This window comes from Actinomadura oligospora ATCC 43269 (assembly GCF_000518265.1).
In the GTDB taxonomy this organism is placed as follows: Bacteria; Actinomycetota; Actinomycetes; order Streptosporangiales; family Streptosporangiaceae; genus Spirillospora; species Spirillospora oligospora.
Window position 1 is genome coordinate 593,288 of record NZ_KI912410.1, and the last position, 19,273, is coordinate 612,560.

Consider the following 19,273-nt stretch of genomic DNA (forward strand, 5'->3'; position numbering starts at 1 on the left):
GGCTACAGACCTGGGGGTGGGGTTAACCCCACCCCCAGGGTGGATCAGCGCTCTCCGCCCGGCTTCCACAGGACGTCGCCGTGCTCGGCGTTCGCGACGCGGCCGAGGATGAACAGCAGGTCGGACAGGCGGTTGAGGTACTTGGCGGTGAGCGGGTTGACGCCGTTCGCCTCCGCGTCCCCGGTGGGACGGCCCGACTCGTCCAGCGGGGCGGAACCGTGCGCCTCGATCGCGGCCCACGCGGTGCGCTCGGCGCGGCGGGTGACGGTGCGGGCGACGTGCAGGAGGGCGCCGCCGGGCGTCCCGCCGGGGAGGATGAAGCTGCGGAGGGGCTCCAGGTCGGCGTTGAACTCGTCGCAGAGGCCCTCCAGGCGCTCGACGTAGGACGCGTCGACGCGCAGCGGCGGGTACTCGGGGTCGGGGACGACGGGGGCGCACAGGTCGGCGCCGACGTCGAACAGGTCGTTCTGGACACGGGTGAGGGCGGTGACGATGTCCTCGCCGAGGCCGCCCGTCGTGACGGCGACGCCGATCGCGGCGTTCGCCTCGTCCACGTCGGCGTAGGCCGCGAGCCGCGGGTCGGTCTTGCGGGTGCGGGACATGTCGCCGAGCGCGGTGGTGCCGTCGTCACCCGTGCGGGTGTAGATGCGCGACAGCACGACGGGGGTCTCCCTGTTCTTCGCCATACGCCGAGCCTATCCAGCGGGGCCCCGAGTCTGGTTCTGTAGGTTCTCACTTACATGCCCTGGTCTGACCCCCTGCTCGGAGGCGGCTGTGACGTACGACCACATCATCGTTGGCGCCGGCAGCGCGGGCTGCGTGCTCGCGCACCGGCTGAGCGAGGACCCGGGGACGCGGGTGCTGCTGCTGGAGGCGGGGCCGCCGGACGACGCCGTGGAGATCCACATCCCGGCGGCGGTGGCGGCGCTGATCAAGGGGCCGTTCGACTGGGACTACTCGACCGTCCCGCAGGAGCACGCGGACGGGCGCAGCGTGTACTGGCCGCGGGGCCGGACGCTCGGGGGCTCGTCGTCCACGAACGCGATGATCTACATCCGCGGGCACCGGTACGACTACGACACCTGGCGTGACTCCCACGGCTGCGAGGGCTGGGGCTACGCCGACCTGCTGCCCTACTTCCGGCGCGCCGAGGACCAGGCGCGCGGCGAGTCGCAGTTCCACGGCGTGGGCGGCCCGCTGCACGTCGAGGACCGCCGGTACACGCACCCGCTCTCGCGCGCCTGGGTGAAGTCGGCGCGGGCGGCGGGGCTGGCGGAGAACCGCGACTTCAACGGCGCGGACCCGGACGGCGTCGGCTACTACCAGGTCACGCACAAGCAGGGGCGGCGCTGGTCGACGGCGACCGGGTACCTGCGTCCCGTCCGGGAGCGTCCGAACCTGACCGTCGTCACCGACGCCCTGGTCACCCGGGTCGTCATCGAGGACGGACGGGCCGTGGGCGTGACCTACGAGGCCCGCGGCGAGACGGTCACGGCGCGCGCCGAAGGCGAGGTCGTGCTGTCCGGGGGCGCGGTGAACAGTCCGCAGCTGCTCATGCTGTCCGGGATCGGACCGGCCGGACACCTGCGCGAGCACGGCATCGACGTGGTCGTGGACGCGCCGGTCGGCCAGGGCCTCCAGGACCACCCGTTCGTGAACGTCATGTTCGCGACGCCGCGTGTGAAGAGCCTGTTCGAGCTGCCGAGCCCGCTGAAGTTCGCGCAGTGGCAGGCGTTCGGGCGCGGGCCCTATGCGTCCAATGTGGCGGAGGTCGGCGGATTCACCCGGACCGTGGACGGCCTGCCCGCGCCGGACCTCCAGTACCACGTGCTGCCCACGCCGTTCGTGAAGCAGGGGCTGGTGGAGTCGTCGCAGCGGCTGCTGTCGGTGTTCGCCACGGCGGTCGCGGTCGAGAGCCGCGGCGCGCTCACGCTCCGGTCGGCGTCGCCGTACGCCAAGCCGCTGATCGACCCGGCCTACCTGGCGGCGAAGTCGGACCTGGACATCCTGGTCGCGGGCGTCCGGCAGGCCCGCGAGATCGCGGCGACCGGGCCGCTCGCGTCGATGGTCGCGGGGGAGTTCGCGCCCGGCGAGCAGGCCGCGTCGGACGAGGACGTCGAGGCGTTCGTCCGGCGGGAGGTGGCGACGCTGTTCCATCCGACGAGCACGTGCGCGATGGGCGGGGACGAGTCGTCGGTGTGCGATCCGGAGCTGCGGGTGCGCGGTGTGGAGGGGCTGCGGGTCGTGGACGCGTCGGTCATGCCGTCCGTGCCGCGCGGGAACACCAACGCGCCGACGATCGCGATCGCGGAGCGCGCCGCGGACCTGATCCGGGGACGTGAGCCGCTCGCCGCCGCGTCGCTGTGAAAAGGGAGAGGCCCTCGCCACCATGCGGTGGTGAGGGCCTCTTGTCATCGCGACAGCCGTCCTGTTTCAGGGACGAGCGTCGCCCGGCTGCTGCGGGGTTCACCGCTGACGCGCCTTCTCCTTGGCCTTCGCCGCGCGCTTGGTGGCCTTGGCCTCCGAGCGCCACGTCGCTACGCGCTGGTTGGCGATGCCCTGGGTGAACGAGTGGTGCAACATCTTCTGTCTCCTCTTCTCTGCCGGCAGGTCCCTGCCGACATCTATAGATTCGCCCTAAGACCCCGGTGGGCACATGGGGATGACGCCTTATTCGGGCGTCCTAGGACGGGCCTAGTACGCGGCACGTATTATCCAATCGCTCGGGCGCCCGCCTGAGTCGGCGGAGAAGGCCTAGGCGCGGACCCTCTCCGCCGTCGCCGAACGCCCGGAGACCTGAGCGGACGCAGGGTCAGGACGCCTGGGGCACCTCCTGTCCGACCTGCGGGTTCGTGGTGACCGGCGCCGGACGGCCGGGCAGCAGGAGGGTGGTCGCGGCGGCGAGGAGCAGCCCGCCCGCGAGCAGCCAGACGCCATGGTGGACGCCCTGGACCGCGCCGTCCGAGCGCTGCATGATGACCGCCACCGCGGCGATCCCCAGGGACCCGCCGAGCTGGTTCAGCATGTACAGCGCCGAGCTGCCCTGGGCGACGAGCTCGGGCGGCAGCGTCCGGTAGAGCGCGCCCATCGTCGGCGCGGCCATGAGGCCCATGCCGATCCCGGCGGCGAACGCCGCGAGCCCGCTCCACGCCTCGGGCGTCCGCGCGCCGAGCCACGCCATCGGGACGAGGGCCGCGACGGCGAGCAGCGCGCCGCAGCGGGCGAGGACGCGTGAGCCGACGCGGTCGGAGAGCCGTCCGGCGATCGGCATGGCCAGGGACGCGCCGAGGCCGACCGGGGCGACCAGCAGGCCCGCGACACGCGCGCCGTGCCCGTGCGCCTGCTGGTAGTAGAGCGGCAGCAGGAACAGCATCCCGAACGTCACGATGCCCGACAGCGACATGATCCCGACGCTGGCGCTGAACGCCGGACGGGCGAAGAGCCGCAGGTCGAGCAGGGGAGGCGTGCGCCGGACGGTCAGCGCGCGCACGCCGTACCCCGCGAGCAGCACGGCCCCGATCGCGAACGGCGCCCAGGCGTCCGAGCCGCCCGCCACGCGCGAGAGGCCCAGCAGGACGGCGGCGAACCCCGGCCCGAGCAGGACGAGTCCCAGCAGGTCGAGTCGCTGTGCAGGGCCGTCCGGACGGTCGCGCGGCACGACGCGCAGCGCGAGGACGAACGCGACCACGCCGATCGGCAGGTTGATCAGGAACATCCAGCGCCAGCCGAGACCGTCCAGGACCAGGCCGCCCAGGGCCGGTCCGAGGACGGGCCCGAGCGACAGCACCACGCCCATGAGCCCCATGACCCGTCCGGCCCGCGCGGGCCCGGCGCCGCGCGCCAGGATCACCATGACCAGCGGGTCGAGGATGCCCGCGCCCAGCCCCTGGACGATCCGGAACGCGACGAGCTGCGGCAGGTTCCCGGCGAACGCGCAGGCCAGCGACCCGGCGACGAACAGTACGAGGCCGAGGAGCCAGGGCCGCCGGGTGCCGAACCGTCCGGCGGCCCAGGCGGTCACCGGGACGGTCACCGTGAGCGCCAGCAGGTAACCGGTCGAGACCCAGCCCACCGCGCTGAGCGTGGTGCCGAACTCGCCGACGAGGCGGTCCGCGGCGACGGACACCATCGTGGCGTCCAGGATGCCCATGATCCCGCCGAGCAGCACCACGGCGATCAGGCGCCGCAGCGCGGGATCGAACGCATCTGTATTCATCAGACTCCTTAACTAGACTGGCGCGTCCAACATAGGAGTCTGTGAAGTCTTAGACAAGGTGGTTTGTATAACTAGACTGTTGGGTCCAAGTTGGAAAAACGGCCGGTACACTGCGCGGCATGGAGGCGACGGCGGCGGCGCGAGGCCGCATCGACAAGCGGCAGGCGATCCTCGACGCCGCGTTCGCGGTGATCGGCCGCGAGGGGTACGCGCAGGCGGGCGTGGACGTCATCGCCGCCGAGGCGGGCGTCGCCAAGGCCACGGTCTACAACCACTTCGGCGACAAGGAGGCCCTGCTCCGCGCGTCCTTCGCGGCGCAGGCCGAGCGCGTGCTGGCGGCCAACCTCGCCGCGCTCGAGGTCCTCGCCGACGCGGGCGACGACCTGCGCGTCCTGCTGGAGGACGTCGGCGTCCGGCTGCTCGAGTGCTACCTCGACGAGCGGTCCTGGGCCGTCCGGCGCATCCTGCTGGCCGAGGGGAACCGGTTCCCCGACCTGCTGGACGTCACGCACAGCGGCGTCGCCGACCGTGTCCTGCGGACCCTCGCCGACCGGTTCGCCCGCCTCGCCCTCGCCGGACGGCTGAGCCTGACCGACCCCGAACTGGCCGCCGAGCAGTTCACGGCGCTGCTGATGGGGCCCATGGAGAAGCGCACCCGGCTCGGCACCCGGACCGTTCCGGAGGGCGAGCTGAAGACCGCCGCGCGCGAGGCCGTCGACACCTTCCTCAAGGCGTTCGGGCCCGCCGCGGCTCCAGGCCGTCCCTGACCAGGCGCAGCAGCCTGCGCGCGTCGCCCGCGTCCCCCGTCGTCATCGCGCCCCCGCTGACCAGCGCCAGCAGGTCGGCGGTCGCGATCTCGTCCCGGAGCGTCCCGGCCCGCTTGGCTCGTACGGCGAGGACCTCCGCCGCCTCGTTCAGCGCGGTGTGCCACTCGTGGAAGAGCTGTGAACGGCGTCCGTCCGGGGTCTCGGTGATGGCCAGCGCGAGGTCCCGCTTGGACGCCACGTGCGCGACGAACTCGCCCAGCCACACGTAGAGCGCCTCACCGGACGGCGAGGACGCCAGCTCCCGCCCGAGCCGCCGGAGCCCCTCGACCTCGTCGGCGTACACGGCGATGAGCAGGTCCTCCCGGGTGGGGAAGTTGCGGTACAGCGTCGCGTTGCCGACCCCGGCCCGCTTGGCGACCTCGTCGAGCGGCACGTCCGGCCCGCGCTCGTCGAACAGCTCCTTCGCCGCCGCCAGCAGCAGCGCGGCATTGCGCGCCGCATCGGCGCGCGGACGACGAGGAGGCATCGGCGGCAACCCCTTGTGGATCGAGGACGTGGTCCGTAGCCTACCGCCTTAACTGGGGAGTTCCCCGTTTAAGGAGCAGAGAACATGACACCGGACGACCGCGCCGCCATCACCGACCTGATCTCCATGCACGGCCACCTGTGCGACGACGGGGAGCTCGACCGCCTCCACGAGGTCTTCACCGACGACCTCGTCTACGACGTGTCCGACATGGGCTTCGGCGAGCTTCACGGCCTGGCCGCCTTCAGGACGGCCGCCGAGACCCTCGGGGACGCCAACCCGGTGGGCCACCACGTCACCAACGTCGTCCTCAGGGAGGCGTCGGAGGACGAGGTCCACGCCCGTTCCAAGGCGATCGGCATCCTGGCGGACGGCACCGCGGGAAGCGCCGTCTACCAGGACGTCGTCAAGCGCGGCCCGGACGGCTGGCGCATCACCCGCCGCACCGTCCAGGCCCGCAGGAAGCCGCTCGGCGCCCGCTGAGCGGGCGAGGTCAGCGCTTGTAGCGCTTCCCGTGGATCATGGTGACGAGCTGCAGGATCTGCGCCATCTGCTTCTCGGTGCGGTCGAAGGACGCCAGGTTCGTCGGCAGGGCGAAGCGCTGACGCGTGATCGCCTTCGGACGGGCGAACTCGCGCAGCCCGTCGGCGCCGTGGATGCGGCCGAAGCCGGACTCGCCGACGCCTCCGAAGGGCAGGGCGGCGACCATCGCGAACGCGGCGAAGGCGTTGATGGACGTCATGCCCGAGCGCATGCGGCGGGCGGCGTCCATGGCGCGGGACCTGTCGCCGGAGAAGATCGAGCCCGCCAGGCCGTAGTTGGTGGCGTTGGCCTTCTCGACCGCCTCGTCCAGGTCGCGGACGCGGTGGACGGTGATGGTCGGCCCGAAGGTCTCCTCACGGACGGCGGCCGAGTCGTCCGGGACGTCGGTCAGGACGACCGGCTCGACGTACGGCCTGCGGACGGACTCGGGCCCGCCGACGACCGCCTTGCCGCCCTTGTCCAGCGCGTCCCTGATGTGCCGCTCGATGATGTCGAGCTGGGACGGCATGGTGATCGGCCCGTAGGCCGCCTCACGGTCGAAGCCCGGACGGAGCCTGGCGGCGCGCTCGGTCAGCTTGGCGAGGAACGCGTCGTAGGCGTCGTCCACGACGTAGACGCGCTCGACGCCGATGCAGGTCTGGCCCGCGTTCGCCATCGCGCCCCACAGCGCCGAGTCGGCGGCGGCCTCGAGGTCGGCGCCCGAGTCGACGATGCAGGCGTCCTTGCCGCCGCACTCGGCGACGATCGGGGTGAGGTTCTCGGCGCAGGCCGCCATGACCTTCTTCGCCGTCGGGCCCGAGCCGGTGAAGGCGACCTTGTCGACGTCCGGGGACGAGGCGAGCGCGCCGCCGGTCGCGCCGAAGCCCGTGACCACCTGGAACACCGGACGCTCCGGGATCACCGTCGTGAACAGCTCGGCCAGCAGGACGCCGACGCCGGGGGTGTACTCGGACGGCTTGAACACCACGGCGTTGCCCGCGGCGAGCGCGTAGGCGATCGAGCCCATCGGGGTGAAGATCGGGTAGTTCCAGGGGCCGATCACCCCGACGACGCCGAGCGGCTGGTACTCCAGGACGGCCTTCTGGTTCAGCGACAGGACGCCCGGGAACACCGTGCGCGGGCCGAGCACCTTGGCGGCGTGCCGGGCGGCCCAGTCCAGGTGCGAGATCGCCATGATCGTCTCGATCTGGGCGTCCTGGAGGGTCTTGCCGGTCTCCTGGTGGATGAGCTCGGCCATCCGGTTGAGGTTGCGGGTGAGCGCGCCCTTGACGTTCAGCAGCCGGACGCGCCGCTCCTTCCAGCCCAGCTCGCCCCACCAGGCGGCGGCGTCGCGGGCCTTGGACACGGCCTCGGCGACCGCCGCGGCGTCGTGCACGGGATGCTCGGCGACCACCTCGCCGGTGGCCGGGTTCAGCGAGGGGAACGTGGTGCGCTCCGTGGCGACGGACATGGGGGCTGCCTCCGGGGTGCTCAACCGGGTAAGTGACCACTTGCCAACGTACCGGCTAGTAAATCACCTTACGTCGTCGTCCGGGATCCAGCTCCCGTGGAAGCCCGCCGGGACGCGTCGTGGCAGCTCGACCCGGGCCCGCTCGGACAGGTCGCCCGCGTTCAGCACGAGCAGCCGGGAGCCCGCCGGGTCGGACGCGATGGTCAGGAGCCACCCGTCGTCCTCGGACCGGGCGTCCGCCGACGGCACGAACACCGCCTCGCCGACGTGCCCGCCGAAGTCACGCTCGTCCGCCGTCCCGGCTTGGACGTCGTACTTGACCAGCGCGGATCCGGCGACGGTGTAGAGGAAGCGGTGAGGAAGCCCGGTGTGGTCGTCGTCGTGGGTGGGGAACTCGACCCTCCGGTCGTCCAGCGGTTCCTCGGACGCGCGTCCGGTCGCCGGGTCGAGCGTCCAGCGGTGCAGCCTCGCCGCGCCCAGCCCTGTCGCCGTGCCCAGCCCTGGGGCGGCGGACGCCGGGCCGGGCGCTCCGCCGATGCCGCCCCACAGCGCGGTGATGTCGGCGTCGCGGTAGCGCGCACCCGTGAGAACGACGCCCCCGCGCTCGTTCTCATAGGCGTTGCCGACGTGGAACACGTAGCAGGGATCGACGTCGAACCAGCGCACCGGCCCGCCGCCCCCGCGCGGCATGACACCGAGGCGCGCGCCGTACGAGTCGTCCCAGCGGAACGGCATCCCGGCGCGTCCGGCGAGCTCCAGGTCGAACACCATCGGCAGGTCGAGCCAGACGACGTTGTGCTCGGTGATCGCGAAGTCGTGCATCATCGTGGGCCCGGGCACCTCGACCTCGCGGCTCTCGACGAGCTTCCCGTCCGCCGACAGCCGGTGGTAGGTCAGGAACGGCGGGACGAACCCGTAGCCGAAGAACAGCAGATCGCCGGTGCGCGGGTCGCGCTTGGGGTGCGCCGTCATCGCCGTCGTGAGCAGCCCGCCGAAGTCGCACGCGCCGACCGTCTCCAGCTCGGGCGTCAGCTCGTGGGGGAGACCCGCCTCGACCAGCGCGTACACCGTCCCGTCGTGCGCGATCACGTGTGTGTTCGCCTGGACGGACGCGAGGTCGAAGGTGCCGTCCTCCCGGACGAACGGCGCGTCCTCGGTGAACCGGCGCGTCCGGACCCAGCGGTTGCGGTACCACTCGGCGCGCCCGTCGCGCAGCCGGATCCCGTGGACCATGCCGTGCCCGGTGAACCAGTGCCCGCTCGGCTCGCCCGGCTTCGGGTTCGGTCCGTTGCGCAGGTAGCGGCCGTTCAGTTCGGCGGGCAGGACGCCCGTGACGGGCAGGTCGTGCGCGGTGGTCTCGTCCGGGACGGGTGCCCGGTGGCCGTCGAGCCAGAGGTCCATGGCGTCCTCCTCAGGGAAGCGTGGAGGTGCGGGTCAGGCGATGGGCTGCTCGATGTCGTGCTCCTCGAAGTACCGCTTCTGCGCGACCTCCGGGTACCAGCGGGTGAACCAGGCCGGGACCAGGAAGCAGGCGACCTTCACCAGGATCAGCAGCCCGGTCTGGTGCGGCGCGAAGTGCTGCACGATGCCGAGGCAGGTGGCCGAGACGGTGAACGCGGCGGCCCAGACACTGGTCAGGACGACGGCGATCCGGTGGAACAGCTCGGTCCTGGCGATCTCCTCCGACACCTGGCGGCGGCCGATGCCCTCGGTGAACGGGACGCCGACGGCGATCGACACCCACGCGGTCAGCGCGAGCCAGCCGATCGACAGGGACGCGCCGTAGTGGACGATCGCGGCGTGCGGCGCGGCGAGGACCAGCCCGGTGAAGCCGGCCAGGAAGATCGTCGTGGAGATCTCCAGGACCAGGCCGTCCCAGCGGCGCCCGCGGCGCAGGTCGGCGGCCAGCAGGACCACCGCCGCGACCAGGCCCGCCGCCGCTCCGGCCTGCGCGTTGAAGCCGCTCACCACGGCCAGGATGATCCAGGGGAGGAACGTGAGCCCGTAGTACTTCAACATCGTGCGCGCCGCCTTCTGGCCACTCGGGAGGTACATGTCTGTTGTGACATGTCAAACGTAGACCTTCTACTTCTGACATGTCAACATCGACGTGTATGCTCCGGAATATGAGCCTTCGACATGCCGCGCTGGGACTGCTGGTCGAGATGGACGGGGCCAGCGGCTACGACCTGCTCAAGATGTTCGAGATCACCATGGGCAACGTCTGGCAGGCCACGCAGAGCCAGCTCTACGGGGAGCTGAACAGGCTCACCGCGGACGGGTTCATCGAGGTGGCGAGCGAGGGGCCGCGAGGCCGCAAGGAGTACCGCGTCACCGACGCGGGCCTGGGTGAACTGCGGCACTGGCTCCTGGAGGTCCCGCCGAAGATCGTCCGGCGGGACGAGATCCTGCTGCGGCTGTTCTTCCTCGGCCAGGTCGAGCCGGACGAGGCGGCGGGCTTCGTCCGCGAGCAGGCCGCCGCCCTGGACGCCCGCCTCGTCGCGCTCGGCGAGCTCGAGGGCGCCATCGACTGGGGCGAGGACAACCTGTCGTTCTACGGCCGCCTCGCGATGGAGTACGGCAAGCGCTCCATGGCCATGCGGCGCGAATGGTACGACTGGGTCCTCAAGGAGCTGGCCGAGCGCGACACCCCGGAAAAGCGGTAGGGCTCAGGCAAAACGCCAGGGCTCTGGCGAAGCGGTAAGGCTCAGACGAAAAGCCAGGGCGCCAGCGAAACGGTGGGGCTCAGGCGAAAAGCCGAGGCTCTGGCGGAGCTGTGGGGCTCAGGCGAAGTGGCCGGCGTTGTCGGCCGCCCACTCCGCGAACGAACGCGCCGGACGTCCGGTGACGCGCTCGACCTCGGGCGAGATCTCGGCGGGACGGCCCACGCACTGCTCCCACATGTCCAGCAGCGAGTCCGCGATCTGGGGCGTCATGTGCCCGCCGCCGAGCATCGCGGCGCGCGCGTCCTCAGGGGAGAGCTCCTCGTAGCGGACGTCCCTGCCGATGGCCTCGCCGATCAGCCGGGCCTGGTCGGCGAAGGTCAGCGACTCCGGCCCGGACAGCACCGGACGCGTCCCGACCAGGTCGTCCCGGGTCAGCATGGCGGCGGAGACGGCGGCGATGTCGCGCTCGTGGATGGGCGCGGTCTCCGCGTCCGCGAACGGGCCCGAGACGACGCCGCCGTCGCGGATCTGCCCGGCCCAGTTCGCGGCGTTGGCGGCGAACGCGCCGGGCCGCGGGAACGCCCACTCCAGCCCGGACGCCTCGATCTCCCGCTCCTTGGCCAGGTGGAACTCGCCGATCGGGTTGCCCGGCCCGGCGTGCTCGGCGGACGACGACGACAGCATGACCACGCGCCGGACGCCGTGCTCACGGCAGCGGTCGAGCAGGTCGCCGAACCCGCCCCAGAACACCGACGGGTTGACGAAGACGGCGCTGACGCCGTCCAGCGGGAAGTCCTGGGTCGCGGCGACCTCGACGCCCGTGGGGAAGCGCGCGGACGCGGGGTCGCGGGTCAGCGCGCGCACCTTGTGCCCCGCGCTGGCCAGCTCGGCGACCAGGTGGCGTCCGACGTTTCCGGTGGCTCCGGTGATCAGGAACATGGGGGTCTCTCTTTCATGTGTTCAGTCTCATCTGTTCGGTTGAACATCTCCATGTTCAACCGAACAGATGAACATGTCAACCAACTAGATGGATGAAGCGTTGGCTACGATGTCGCCATGAAGGACGAGCGAGACGACGGCGCCCCGGACGGGACCGGGGGCGGACGGGCGCGACGGCGCGCGCCGCGCGACGGTGAGCGCAAGCTCGACGCCGAACGGTCCAGGCGGCTGCTCCTGGACGCGGCGCTCGAGGAGTTCTCCGCCAAGGGCTACGCGGGCGCGCGCGTGCAGGACATCGCCGACCGCGCCGGGGTGAACAAGCAGCTCATCAGCTACTACTACGGCGGTAAGGCCGGGCTGTACGCGGAGATCGGCCGCTTCTGGAGCGAACGGGAGGCCGAGTTCGCCACCCCGGACGTCCCGCTGCCGGAACTGATCGTCCGGTACCTGGAACAGTCGATGAACGAGCCGCGCGCCACCCGGCTGAACGCCTGGATGGGCCTGACGGGCGACTACACCAAGCTGCCCGGCGAGCGCGAGGACATGTCCGACCTGCGCCGCCGCCAGGACGAGGGCGAACTCGCCGCCGACCTCGACCCCGAGATCGTCATGCTGATCATGATGGCCGCCGTCGCCGTCCCCACCACGATGCCGAACCTCGTCCAGTACGTCTGCGGTCAGGACGCCAGGTCACCCGAGTTCCGCGCCCGCTACGCCGACCAGCTGCGCCGCGTCATCACGCACCTCGCCGACTCCGGTGGAGACGAAGGGGAGACGGCCTAGAAGTTCAGGCCCTTCCAGAACTGGAACACCGCGTGCCCGATCTGGATGATCGGCTCGTTCAGCCCGATCGTGTTCGTGATGTGCGTGACCAGCCCGAAGAACGCGCGGTTGATCGGCCCGACCCACAGCAGCGCGATGACCAGCAGGAACATGTAGCCGCCGTACGCGCTCACCTGGTTCACCCAGCGCGGCGGCAGGTACGGCTCGACGATCCCGAAGCCGTCCAGGCCCGGGACCGGCAGCAGGTTCAGCAGCGCGGCCGTGACCTGGAGGAACGCCAGGAACGCGACGCCCGACCAGAAGATCCCGTGCTCGTTGCTCGCGAAGTTCCGGTAGACGACCGCCAGCATGATCGCCAGCAGCACGTTGCTCAGCGGCCCCGCCGCCGAGACCAGGCTGTGCCGCCACTTGCCCCGGATCCGCGACCGGTCGATCCAGACCGCGCCGCCCGGCAGTCCGATCCCGCCGAGCAGGATGAACAGCACCGGGATCGCGAAGCTCAGGATCGGGTCGGTGTACCGCGCCGGGTTCAGCGTCAGGTAGCCGCGCGTCGCGACGCTGTGGTCGCCCGCCCGGTAGGCCAGGTAGGCGTGCCCGAACTCGTGCAGGCACAGCGACAGCACCCAGCCCGCGATCACGAACCCGAACACCGCGATGCGGCCCGCCTCGAACCTGTGCTGAAGCAGGGTCATCGTGATCTCGCCGTACCGCCAGGCCATCAGCCCGCACAGCACGGTGACCGCGCAGATCGCCAGGAACACCGGGCTCGGACGCACCGCTCCCCGGTCCCGCATCTGGTGCACCGAGCCCATCCTCAGCAGTCTCCCCCCGGTCGTCCCGACGGATTCGACGGTATCGCGTCCGGGAGTGTGCCCCGTGTCAGGAACCGGGATGATCAGGACGCCGCGATGGCGGGGACCGCGTAGGTGCGCAGGAAGGTCCGGGTGGCCTCCTCGCTCCGGTCCCGGTCCATCACGATCAGTGACGTGATCAGCCGGAACAGGAACTCGACCGCGCCCTCGACGTCGATGTCGGCCCGGACGAGCCGCCGCCGCTGGGCCGTCTCGAAGTGCGGCCGGACGTAGTCGGCGCACACGGCGAGCACCTGCTCGCCCGCGCCCGCGACGGCAGCCTGCATATGCCCGGCCGCCTCCGGCACCAGCAGCCGCGCGATCGTCGGCTCGGCCCGGACGAACGCCACCGCCGACAGCGTCCCCTCGACGATCGCGTCCGGCACCGACCGCTCCCGGCTCAGCCGCTCCGCCAGGACGTCCAGGAACCGGCGCAGGCTGCGCAGCACGACCTCGAGGATCAGCTCGTCCCGGCCGCCGGTCACCGCCCGGTACACCGTGGCCCGGGACAGTCCCGCCGCGGCCGCGATGTCCTCCACCGTCGTCCTGGCGACGCCGACCCGCCGGAAGCACTCCTCGGCGGCGTCGATGATCCGCTCGCGCGCACGCTCGGCGGCGGCCGGAACCCCAGGGGACATGCCCGAAGCGTACGGCCTTCCCGCCTCCGGCGTCCGCCCCCGGAAACGGCACGTCACGACGTGCGGGCGGTCAGTCGAGGGTGTAGTCGAGATCCCACTCGTGCGAGCCGTCCGGGCGGGCGGTGATCCGTCCCTCACCCCGGATGCCCTTGAGTTCCCCGGTTCCCGACGTCGGGACGATCAGCCAGCGCAGCCACTGCGCGCCCTCGTCGCTGCCCGCACTGTGCTGCAGCACGAACGAGCCCTCCCGGCCGTGCAGGATCCCCTCCACGGTCTCCACGCCGACGTACGCCGCGGGCCCGCCCGCCGTCTCCACGGTGATCAGGTCGGAGACGCTCGTCCCGACCAGGTCGCCGTGGAAGGTCTTGCGCACCCGGACCTTGGTGAGTTTCCGGTCGCCCCGCTCGTCGTAGGGCTTCTCGTCGTCCCACGCGTCGATGTCGAAGGTGCCGGCGGCGATAGCGTTCATGGCCTCATGATGGCTCAGAACAGGGTGCCCTCGTGTTCGATGCCGCGCAGCGCGTCGTAGTCGAGCGTGACGCAGTCGATCCCGCGGTCGGTCGCGAGCACCCGCGCCTGCGGCCTGATCTCCTGCGCGGCGAACACGCCGCGCACCGGCGCGAGCAGCGGATCCCGGTTCAGCAGCTCCAGGTACCGCGTGAGTTGCTCGACCCCGTCGATCTCGCCGCGCCGCTTGATCTCCACCGCGACCGTCGCGCCGCCGGCGTCCCGGCACAGGATGTCCACGGGCCCGATCGCGGTCGGGTACTCCCGCCGGACGAGCGAGTACCCGTCCCCGAGCGTCCCGATGTGCTCGGCCAGCAGCTCCTGCAGGTGCGCCTCGACCCCGTCCTTGACCAGCCCCGGGTCGGGCCCGAGCTCGTGCCCGTGGTCGAGCAGCACCTCCTCGATCGTGAGGATGAGCCGCTCCCCGGACTTGGTGTGGGTGACCGTCCACCGCGAGACGGCGCCGTTCTCCTCGAACGGCTCCTCCCGCAGCGAGCACGGCGGATTCATCCAGTTCAACGGCTTGTAGGCACGGTCGTCGGCGTGAATGGACACGCTTCCGTCCGCCTTCACCATGATCAGCCGGACGGCGGAGGGCAGATGGGCGGTGAGCTTGCCGGCGTAGTCCACGCTGCACCGGGCGATAACGAGACGCACGACCGCCGAGCTTAGTGACCCCACCGACCCCACGGGCCCGAACGGCCCGCCTAGGACGTCCCGGGGAGGGACTTAGGGCGTTGTGCCGATGTGGGGGGTGGGGGCTTAGGGCGATTCTCGAGGGTGTCGGGGTCAGGTGGCCCGGTACTGAGGAGGACTCGGATGTTCCACAACGACGTGATCTACGCGGTGATGCGGGAGCGGGCGCGGGAGCGTCAGGAGTTCGCGCGTGAGCAGCGGGACGCGGTGGGGGCGAAGAAGGCGGCGGAGCAGCGGGACCGGGAGGCTCTGCTGGTGGCCGCTCCGTGGCGTCCGCGGCGCCGCCACACCGCACACGCCCGGTGAGCGCCCGTCCCGCGGGGGTGGTCGCGCCGGGCACGAGACGGGGTGGGTCCGGACGTGAGGGGTGCCGAAGCGGATGCCCCCGTCCTGGACGCCTGGGGCTTCTGGGACACTGCCGTCCATGAGTGAGGGTTCGTTCAGCAGGGTCGGAGTCGTCGGTCTCGGCACCATGGGTGCGGGCATCGCGGAGGTGCTGGCGCGCGGCGGGCTCGCCGTCGTGGGCGTCGAGATCAACCAGGACGCGCTGGAGCGCGGGCGGGGGCATCTGGAGAAGTCCACCGGACGGGCGGTGAAGCGCGGCAGGCTGACCGAGGACGGGCAGCGGGAGATCCTCGACCGGATCCGGCTGACCACCGACTTCGGCGACCTCGCCGAGTGCGACCTGGTCGTCGAGGCCGTGCCGGAGCGGCTCGACCTGAAGCACAGGGTGTTCGCCGAGCTGGACAAGGTCGTCCGGGACGACGCGATCCTCGCGACGAACACGTCCTCGCTGTCGGTGACCGCCATCGCCGCCGCGACGAGCCGTCCGGCCAAGGTCGTCGGGGTGCACTTCTTCAACCCCGCGCCGGTCATGAAGCTGGTCGAGGTCATCGGCACCGTCCTGACCGAGGACGGCGCGGTGGACCGCGTCGCCGCCCTGGTCAAGGGCCTCGGCAAGACCCCGGTCGTGATCGGCGACCGCGCCGGGTTCGTCGCGAACCGGCTGCTCTTCGGCTACCTCAACGACGCCGCGCGCATGCTCGAGACCAAGCACGCGTCGCGGGACGACATCGACACCGCGATGACCGCGGGCGGCGGCCTCCCGATGGGGCCGTTCACGCTCATGGACCTGATCGGCCTGGACACCTGCCTGGAGGTCCTGGAGGCGATCTACGCCGAGACCCGTGACCGCCGTCACGCGCCCGCGCCGGTGCTGCGCGAGCTGGTCACCGCCGGGCTGCTCGGCCGCAAGACCGGCCGCGGCTTCTACGCCCACGACGCCGCCGCGGCCGAGGAGACCGCGCAGGACGGCCCGCCGCCGTCCGTGGCGATCGTCGGGGACGAGGCGCTGTCCCGCGCGTTCGCCGCCGCCGCGTCCGCCGTCGGCGCCCCGACCGCCAAGATCGAGAACGCCGACCTGATCGTGGCGTCCGGCGAGGAGGCCGACGTGGCGTCCATCGAGGGCCGGGCGAAGAAGGGCGCGGTCGTCCTCAGCGACGGCGGCCTCACCGGAGGCGGCGCGCTCGCCGCGCACAAGCCCGAGAAGGACCGTCCCCTGGTCGAGATCGGCCTCACCCCGGTCACCACGTCCGCCTCCGCCGACCGCGCCGCCGAGCTCGTCGCCGCCCTGGGCCTCACCCCCGTCCGCTGCCGGGCCCGCCGCGGCTACATCGTGGACGCGCTGCGCTTCCCGTACATCAACGACGCCGTCACCATGCTGGACGCCGGGTACGCCGACGCCGACGCGATCGACGCCGCGATGACCCTGGGCTGTGGTTACCCTGCGGGCCCGATCGCCGAGATCGACCGCCTGGGCATCGGCCGCGCCCTCGACCAGCTCGAGTACGACCCGGACGAGGCGAACTCCGCCGTCGCCGACCGCCTCCGCGAGCAGTGGGACCTCGGCCTGACCTTCCGCTGATCATCCGGATGAGGGCGCGGCGGGGGCGCACCCCGGCCGCGCCTTTATCCTTGATCCCATGAGCCCCCGGAAGAATCGCCGCAATCCGCCCGGTAAGCACGGTGCCGGCGGCGGGGGCGGCGCGTCCTGGGTCGACGACACCGAGGACGCGCCGGACGGCGAGTGGCACGTCCGGACGGTCGCCGGCGCGAACGCGGCCAAGGCGTACCGCTGCCCAGGCTGCGACCAGCTCATCCCGGCCGGTGTCGGGCACATCGTGGCGTGGCCCGCCGACCGCGGCGGCGCGGACGACCGCCGCCACTGGCATCGCCCCTGCTGGCAGGCCCGGCTGCGGCGCGCGCCCAACGTCGTCCGCTCCCGCAACGCCCCGCGTTACTGATCTCGCCCTAAACCAGCATTCGTCCACATGATGTGGACAAACCCGGACGGCCGATCGCGGCCAGAGGTGTCGGCGTGCCACCACTTCGGGGTGACGATTGGCGGACCGCCGCGTGGCCGGTGGGGGTCGAGGTCGTCAACGGGGAGGGGCAGCGCTGTCATGACCGTTGTGCAGCTGTACGCCAGGGACGTCGGGACGGGCACGCCGCTCGTGCTGCTGCACGCGTTCCCCCTGTCCTCGGCGATGTGGCTGGCGCAGCGGGAGGTGCTGGCGAACCGCTTCCGCGTCGTCACCCCCGACCTGCGCGGCTTCGGCGGGTCCGTGCTCGGCCCGGACGATCCGTCCGTGGACGCCATGGCCGACGACGTCGCCCGGATGTTCCGGACCCTCGGCCTCCAGCGCGCCGTGGTCGGCGGCCTGTCCCTGGGCGGGCACGTCGCGACGGCGCTGTGCCGCCGCCACCCCGACCTCGTCCTCGGCCTGGTCCTGTGCGCGACGCGCGGGGCCGCCGACGCCCCCGAGACGAGCGCGACGCGGCTCCGGCAGGCCGAGCGCCTCGAGCGGGACGAGAACGTCTCGGTCCTGGTGGACGAGGTGCTCCCGGACCTCGTCGGCCCGACCACCATGCGGCAGCGGGCCCTGGTCTACGGGCGCGTGCGCGGCCTCGTCCAGTCCACCCCGCCCCGCGCGGCCGCGTGGGCGCAGCGCGCGATGGCCGGACGTCCCGAGGCGTTCGACGCCCTCCGCGCGGTGAAGGTCCCGGCGCTGGTCATGGTCGGCGCGGAGGACGTCCTGGCGTCCGAGGCGGACGCCCGCGCGATGGCCGACGCGATGCCGAACGCCGAGCTGCTGATCGTCCCGCGCGCCGGGCACCTCGTCCCGGTCGAGCAGCCGGACCTGTTCAACCAGGCCGTCGCCGAGTTCGCCGCCGCCCTCTCCCGCACGGCCCGCTGACCCCCGGAAGGGGTCAGGCGGACTCCTGGCGCGGCAGGACGATCTCCCTGATCAGCAGCGAGATCGCCGCCGCCGTCGGGATCGCGATCAGCGCGCCCACGACCCCGAGCAGCGCCGCCCCGATGAGCGCCGCGACGATCGTCACCGCGGGCTGGACGTCCACGGTCCGCTTCATCACGCGCGGGTAGACCAGGTAGTTCTCGACCTGCTGGTAGACCACGTAGAAGACCAGGGCCGCGATGCCCTCGTAGGTGCCGGTGAGGAACGCGACCAGGCACACGATCACCGCGCCGATCGTCGCGCCCACCAGCGGGATCAGGTCGGTCACCGCGACGATCAGCGCCAGCGCGAGCGCGTACGGGACGCCCAGGATCTCCAGGAACACATACGACGTCAGGCCCGCGATGAACGCGATCGTGAACTGGCCCGCGACGTAGCCGCCGATGCGGTCCAGGATCTCGTCGCCGAGCAGCGCCACGCGCGCCCGCCGCGTCCGCGGGACGAGCTGGTAGAAGAACGCCTTGATCTGCGGCAGCGAACTGAGGAAGTACAGCGTCAGGATCAGGATGGTCAGCGTCTTGAACGTCCCGCTGAGCGCCTGCTTCCCGGCCTCGACCGCCCAGTTGGCCATCTTCTGCTGGAACTTGGAGTCGTTGAGCTTGTCCTGCGCCTGCTGGAGCAGGTGGTAGCGGCGGTCCCAGTCCGCGATCCGCTTGTTGCCCTGCAACTGCTCGATGTAGTGCGGCAGGTTCTGCGTCAGCCCGTTCACCTGGTCCACGATCGGCGGGACGAGCGAGGCGACGACCCCGGCGAAGAACAGCACCACGCCGAGGAACACCACCGCGACCGCCCAGCCGCGCGACAGCCCGAGCCGCTTCAGCCGCTCCACCGCCGGGTTCAGCCCGACCGCGAGGAACATCGCCACCACGATCGTCACCAGCGTGGACTTGGCCCCCGTCGCGGCCTTCAGCAGCAGGTAGGCGGTCATCACGCCGAGCGCGGCGGTGAACCCGAACACGAACGGATGGTGCCGTCCGAAGGGCTCTCCGGGCCGTCCGAACGGCCACCGGTCGGCCTTCGCCTCCTGTTTGAGCTGCTCCACCTGCTCGACCGCGTCGCGGGCCGCGGCCACGTCCTCCTCGGCCGCGACGTCGCCCTTGCCTGCGGCGTCGCCCTTGACCGCCGCGGCCTTCACCACCACGGACTTCACGGGCACCGACTTCACGGGCACACCGGCCTCCGCCGTGGTGTCGCCCTCGGCGGGGACGTCGTCGGCGGCCGGCGCGGGCCGGGGAACGGCGCCGTCCACTCCGGAGCCGCCGTCCGGCGTGGGCGTGGCGGCGGCCTCGGGGGTCGGGGATTCCGTCCCGGCGGACGGCGGGGTGTCGTCGGGCACTCCGGCTCTCCTTCAGGTCCTGGTCCGGGCGGAACGTA

The 19,273-nt window shown here is 71.9% G+C and carries 21 protein-coding genes; 9 read left to right on the forward strand and 12 right to left on the reverse strand.

Going from position 1 to position 19,273, the window contains the following annotated elements; all coding sequences use genetic code 11:
* Window positions 1-44: 44 nt before the first annotated feature.
* Window positions 45-686 carry a cob(I)yrinic acid a,c-diamide adenosyltransferase gene (locus tag P696_RS0134335; RefSeq protein WP_026415873.1) on the reverse strand — a complete coding sequence of 214 codons (642 nt, stop codon included), beginning with the start codon at window positions 684-686 and terminating at the stop codon, window positions 45-47.
* Between the two features lie 88 nt (window positions 687-774).
* Between P696_RS0134335 and P696_RS0134340 the strand changes: the two genes are divergently transcribed.
* A complete protein-coding gene (locus P696_RS0134340; RefSeq protein ID WP_026415874.1) occupies window positions 775-2,367 on the forward strand; it encodes a GMC family oxidoreductase in 1,593 nt (530 codons plus the stop codon).
* A 445-nt stretch (window positions 2,368-2,812) separates the two neighbouring features.
* On the opposite strand, the gene P696_RS49995 is transcribed toward P696_RS0134340, so the two are convergent.
* Window positions 2,813-4,216, reverse strand: a complete 1,404-nt coding sequence (locus P696_RS49995; RefSeq protein ID WP_051468499.1) for a DHA2 family efflux MFS transporter permease subunit — start codon at window positions 4,214-4,216, stop codon at window positions 2,813-2,815.
* A 119-nt stretch (window positions 4,217-4,335) separates the two neighbouring features.
* Between P696_RS49995 and P696_RS50000 the strand changes: the two genes are divergently transcribed.
* Window positions 4,336-4,983 carry a TetR/AcrR family transcriptional regulator gene (locus tag P696_RS50000; RefSeq protein ID WP_034488322.1) on the forward strand — a complete coding sequence of 216 codons (648 nt, stop codon included), beginning with the start codon at window positions 4,336-4,338 and terminating at the stop codon, window positions 4,981-4,983.
* Here the strand turns inward: P696_RS50000 and P696_RS0134360 are convergent.
* Window positions 4,943-5,509: a TetR/AcrR family transcriptional regulator gene (locus P696_RS0134360; RefSeq protein WP_034488325.1), complete on the reverse strand. Its 567-nt coding sequence runs from the start codon at window positions 5,507-5,509 to the stop codon at window positions 4,943-4,945. The genes P696_RS50000 and P696_RS0134360 overlap by 41 nt on opposite strands.
* 84 nt (window positions 5,510-5,593) lie before the next feature.
* Here P696_RS0134360 and P696_RS0134365 point away from each other — a divergent pair, with 84 nt between their 5' ends.
* The gene (locus tag P696_RS0134365; protein WP_026415876.1) at window positions 5,594-5,992 is read left to right on the forward strand and encodes a nuclear transport factor 2 family protein; all 399 of its coding nucleotides are present in this window, start codon (window positions 5,594-5,596) and stop codon (window positions 5,990-5,992) included.
* A 10-nt stretch (window positions 5,993-6,002) separates the two neighbouring features.
* Here the strand turns inward: P696_RS0134365 and P696_RS0134370 are convergent, their stop codons facing one another.
* From P696_RS0134370 to P696_RS0134380, 3 genes are all read right to left on the reverse strand, one after another.
* Window positions 6,003-7,502: an aldehyde dehydrogenase family protein gene (locus P696_RS0134370; protein WP_026415877.1), complete on the reverse strand. Its 1,500-nt coding sequence runs from the start codon at window positions 7,500-7,502 to the stop codon at window positions 6,003-6,005.
* A gap of 63 nt (window positions 7,503-7,565) precedes the next feature.
* On the reverse strand, window positions 7,566-8,903 hold the full coding sequence (locus tag P696_RS0134375) for a carotenoid oxygenase family protein (protein ID WP_026415878.1): 1,338 nt from the start codon (window positions 8,901-8,903) through the stop codon (window positions 7,566-7,568).
* 33 nt (window positions 8,904-8,936) lie between these two features.
* A complete protein-coding gene (locus tag P696_RS0134380) occupies window positions 8,937-9,557 on the reverse strand; it encodes a hypothetical protein (RefSeq protein ID WP_157430092.1) in 621 nt (206 codons plus the stop codon).
* Between the two features lie 71 nt (window positions 9,558-9,628).
* Here P696_RS0134380 and P696_RS0134385 point away from each other — a divergent pair, with 71 nt between their 5' ends.
* Entirely contained in the window at window positions 9,629-10,168 is a 540-nt protein-coding gene (locus P696_RS0134385) for a PadR family transcriptional regulator (RefSeq protein WP_026415880.1), read from the forward strand.
* A gap of 117 nt (window positions 10,169-10,285) precedes the next feature.
* Here P696_RS0134385 and P696_RS0134390 read toward each other — a convergent pair whose 3' ends face one another.
* Window positions 10,286-11,107, reverse strand: a complete 822-nt coding sequence (locus P696_RS0134390; RefSeq protein ID WP_026415881.1) for an NAD(P)H-binding protein — start codon at window positions 11,105-11,107, stop codon at window positions 10,286-10,288.
* A gap of 117 nt (window positions 11,108-11,224) precedes the next feature.
* On the opposite strand from P696_RS0134390, the gene P696_RS0134395 reads away from it, so the two are divergent.
* Entirely contained in the window at window positions 11,225-11,890 is a 666-nt protein-coding gene (locus P696_RS0134395; protein ID WP_026415882.1) for a TetR/AcrR family transcriptional regulator, read from the forward strand.
* Here the strand turns inward: P696_RS0134395 and P696_RS0134400 are convergent.
* The 4 genes from P696_RS0134400 to nucS all read right to left on the reverse strand — a co-directional run bounded on the left by P696_RS0134400 (window position 11,887) and on the right by nucS (window position 14,543).
* Window positions 11,887-12,702, reverse strand: coding sequence for a site-2 protease family protein (locus P696_RS0134400; protein WP_026415883.1), 816 nt, complete (start codon window positions 12,700-12,702; stop codon window positions 11,887-11,889). The genes P696_RS0134395 and P696_RS0134400 overlap by 4 nt on opposite strands.
* Before the next feature lie 83 nt (window positions 12,703-12,785).
* Entirely contained in the window at window positions 12,786-13,379 is a 594-nt protein-coding gene (locus P696_RS0134405; protein WP_026415884.1) for a TetR/AcrR family transcriptional regulator, read from the reverse strand.
* 70 nt (window positions 13,380-13,449) lie between these two features.
* On the reverse strand, window positions 13,450-13,848 hold the full coding sequence (locus tag P696_RS0134410) for a DUF3224 domain-containing protein (protein WP_026415885.1): 399 nt from the start codon (window positions 13,846-13,848) through the stop codon (window positions 13,450-13,452).
* 14 nt (window positions 13,849-13,862) lie between these two features.
* On the reverse strand, window positions 13,863-14,543 hold the full coding sequence (nucS, locus tag P696_RS0134415; protein ID WP_026415886.1) for an endonuclease NucS: 681 nt from the start codon (window positions 14,541-14,543) through the stop codon (window positions 13,863-13,865).
* A 162-nt stretch (window positions 14,544-14,705) separates the two neighbouring features.
* Here nucS and P696_RS0134420 point away from each other — a divergent pair, with 162 nt between their 5' ends.
* The 4 genes from P696_RS0134420 (at window position 14,706) to P696_RS0134435 (ending at window position 17,839) form a co-directional block, all read left to right on the forward strand.
* Window positions 14,706-14,888, forward strand: a complete 183-nt coding sequence (locus tag P696_RS0134420) for a hypothetical protein (protein ID WP_026415887.1) — start codon at window positions 14,706-14,708, stop codon at window positions 14,886-14,888.
* Between the two features lie 118 nt (window positions 14,889-15,006).
* Window positions 15,007-16,506, forward strand: a complete 1,500-nt coding sequence (locus P696_RS50005) for a 3-hydroxyacyl-CoA dehydrogenase family protein (RefSeq protein WP_051468500.1) — start codon at window positions 15,007-15,009, stop codon at window positions 16,504-16,506.
* Window positions 16,507-16,564: 58 nt separating this feature from the next.
* Window positions 16,565-16,885: a hypothetical protein gene (locus P696_RS0134430; RefSeq protein ID WP_026415888.1), complete on the forward strand. Its 321-nt coding sequence runs from the start codon at window positions 16,565-16,567 to the stop codon at window positions 16,883-16,885.
* 159 nt (window positions 16,886-17,044) lie between these two features.
* Window positions 17,045-17,839, forward strand: coding sequence for an alpha/beta fold hydrolase (locus P696_RS0134435; RefSeq protein ID WP_026415889.1), 795 nt, complete (start codon window positions 17,045-17,047; stop codon window positions 17,837-17,839).
* A 13-nt stretch (window positions 17,840-17,852) separates the two neighbouring features.
* On the opposite strand, the gene P696_RS50010 is transcribed toward P696_RS0134435, so the two are convergent.
* Window positions 17,853-19,235 (reverse strand): AI-2E family transporter, encoded by a 1,383-nt coding sequence (locus P696_RS50010; protein WP_245627926.1) that lies wholly within the window; start codon window positions 19,233-19,235, stop codon window positions 17,853-17,855.
* Window positions 19,236-19,273: the final 38 nt, after the last annotated feature.

What these genes read in the sequence shown, in the direction of transcription:
- P696_RS0134375 (WP_026415878.1), bottom strand. Translation starts at nt 8,903, where the DNA reads ATGGACCTCTGGCTCGACGGCCACCGGGCACCCGTCCCGGACGAGACC.
- P696_RS0134430 (WP_026415888.1), top strand. Translation starts at nt 16,565, where the DNA reads ATGAGCCCCCGGAAGAATCGCCGCAATCCGCCCGGTAAGCACGGTGCC.
- P696_RS0134385 (WP_026415880.1), top strand. Translation starts at nt 9,629, where the DNA reads ATGAGCCTTCGACATGCCGCGCTGGGACTGCTGGTCGAGATGGACGGG.
- P696_RS0134410 (WP_026415885.1), bottom strand. Translation starts at nt 13,848, where the DNA reads ATGAACGCTATCGCCGCCGGCACCTTCGACATCGACGCGTGGGACGAC.
- P696_RS0134390 (WP_026415881.1), bottom strand. Translation starts at nt 11,107, where the DNA reads ATGTTCCTGATCACCGGAGCCACCGGAAACGTCGGACGCCACCTGGTC.
- P696_RS50005 (WP_051468500.1), top strand. Translation starts at nt 15,007, where the DNA reads ATGAGTGAGGGTTCGTTCAGCAGGGTCGGAGTCGTCGGTCTCGGCACC.
- P696_RS0134435 (WP_026415889.1), top strand. Translation starts at nt 17,045, where the DNA reads ATGACCGTTGTGCAGCTGTACGCCAGGGACGTCGGGACGGGCACGCCG.
- P696_RS50000 (WP_034488322.1), top strand. Translation starts at nt 4,336, where the DNA reads ATGGAGGCGACGGCGGCGGCGCGAGGCCGCATCGACAAGCGGCAGGCG.
- P696_RS49995 (WP_051468499.1), bottom strand. Translation starts at nt 4,216, where the DNA reads ATGAATACAGATGCGTTCGATCCCGCGCTGCGGCGCCTGATCGCCGTG.
- P696_RS0134400 (WP_026415883.1), bottom strand. Translation starts at nt 12,702, where the DNA reads ATGGGCTCGGTGCACCAGATGCGGGACCGGGGAGCGGTGCGTCCGAGC.
- P696_RS0134360 (WP_034488325.1), bottom strand. Translation starts at nt 5,509, where the DNA reads ATGCCTCCTCGTCGTCCGCGCGCCGATGCGGCGCGCAATGCCGCGCTG.
- P696_RS0134370 (WP_026415877.1), bottom strand. Translation starts at nt 7,502, where the DNA reads ATGTCCGTCGCCACGGAGCGCACCACGTTCCCCTCGCTGAACCCGGCC.
- P696_RS0134420 (WP_026415887.1), top strand. Translation starts at nt 14,706, where the DNA reads ATGTTCCACAACGACGTGATCTACGCGGTGATGCGGGAGCGGGCGCGG.
- P696_RS0134395 (WP_026415882.1), top strand. Translation starts at nt 11,225, where the DNA reads ATGAAGGACGAGCGAGACGACGGCGCCCCGGACGGGACCGGGGGCGGA.
- P696_RS0134335 (WP_026415873.1), bottom strand. Translation starts at nt 686, where the DNA reads ATGGCGAAGAACAGGGAGACCCCCGTCGTGCTGTCGCGCATCTACACC.
- P696_RS0134380 (WP_157430092.1), bottom strand. Translation starts at nt 9,557, where the DNA reads ATGTACCTCCCGAGTGGCCAGAAGGCGGCGCGCACGATGTTGAAGTAC.
- P696_RS0134365 (WP_026415876.1), top strand. Translation starts at nt 5,594, where the DNA reads ATGACACCGGACGACCGCGCCGCCATCACCGACCTGATCTCCATGCAC.
- P696_RS0134405 (WP_026415884.1), bottom strand. Translation starts at nt 13,379, where the DNA reads ATGTCCCCTGGGGTTCCGGCCGCCGCCGAGCGTGCGCGCGAGCGGATC.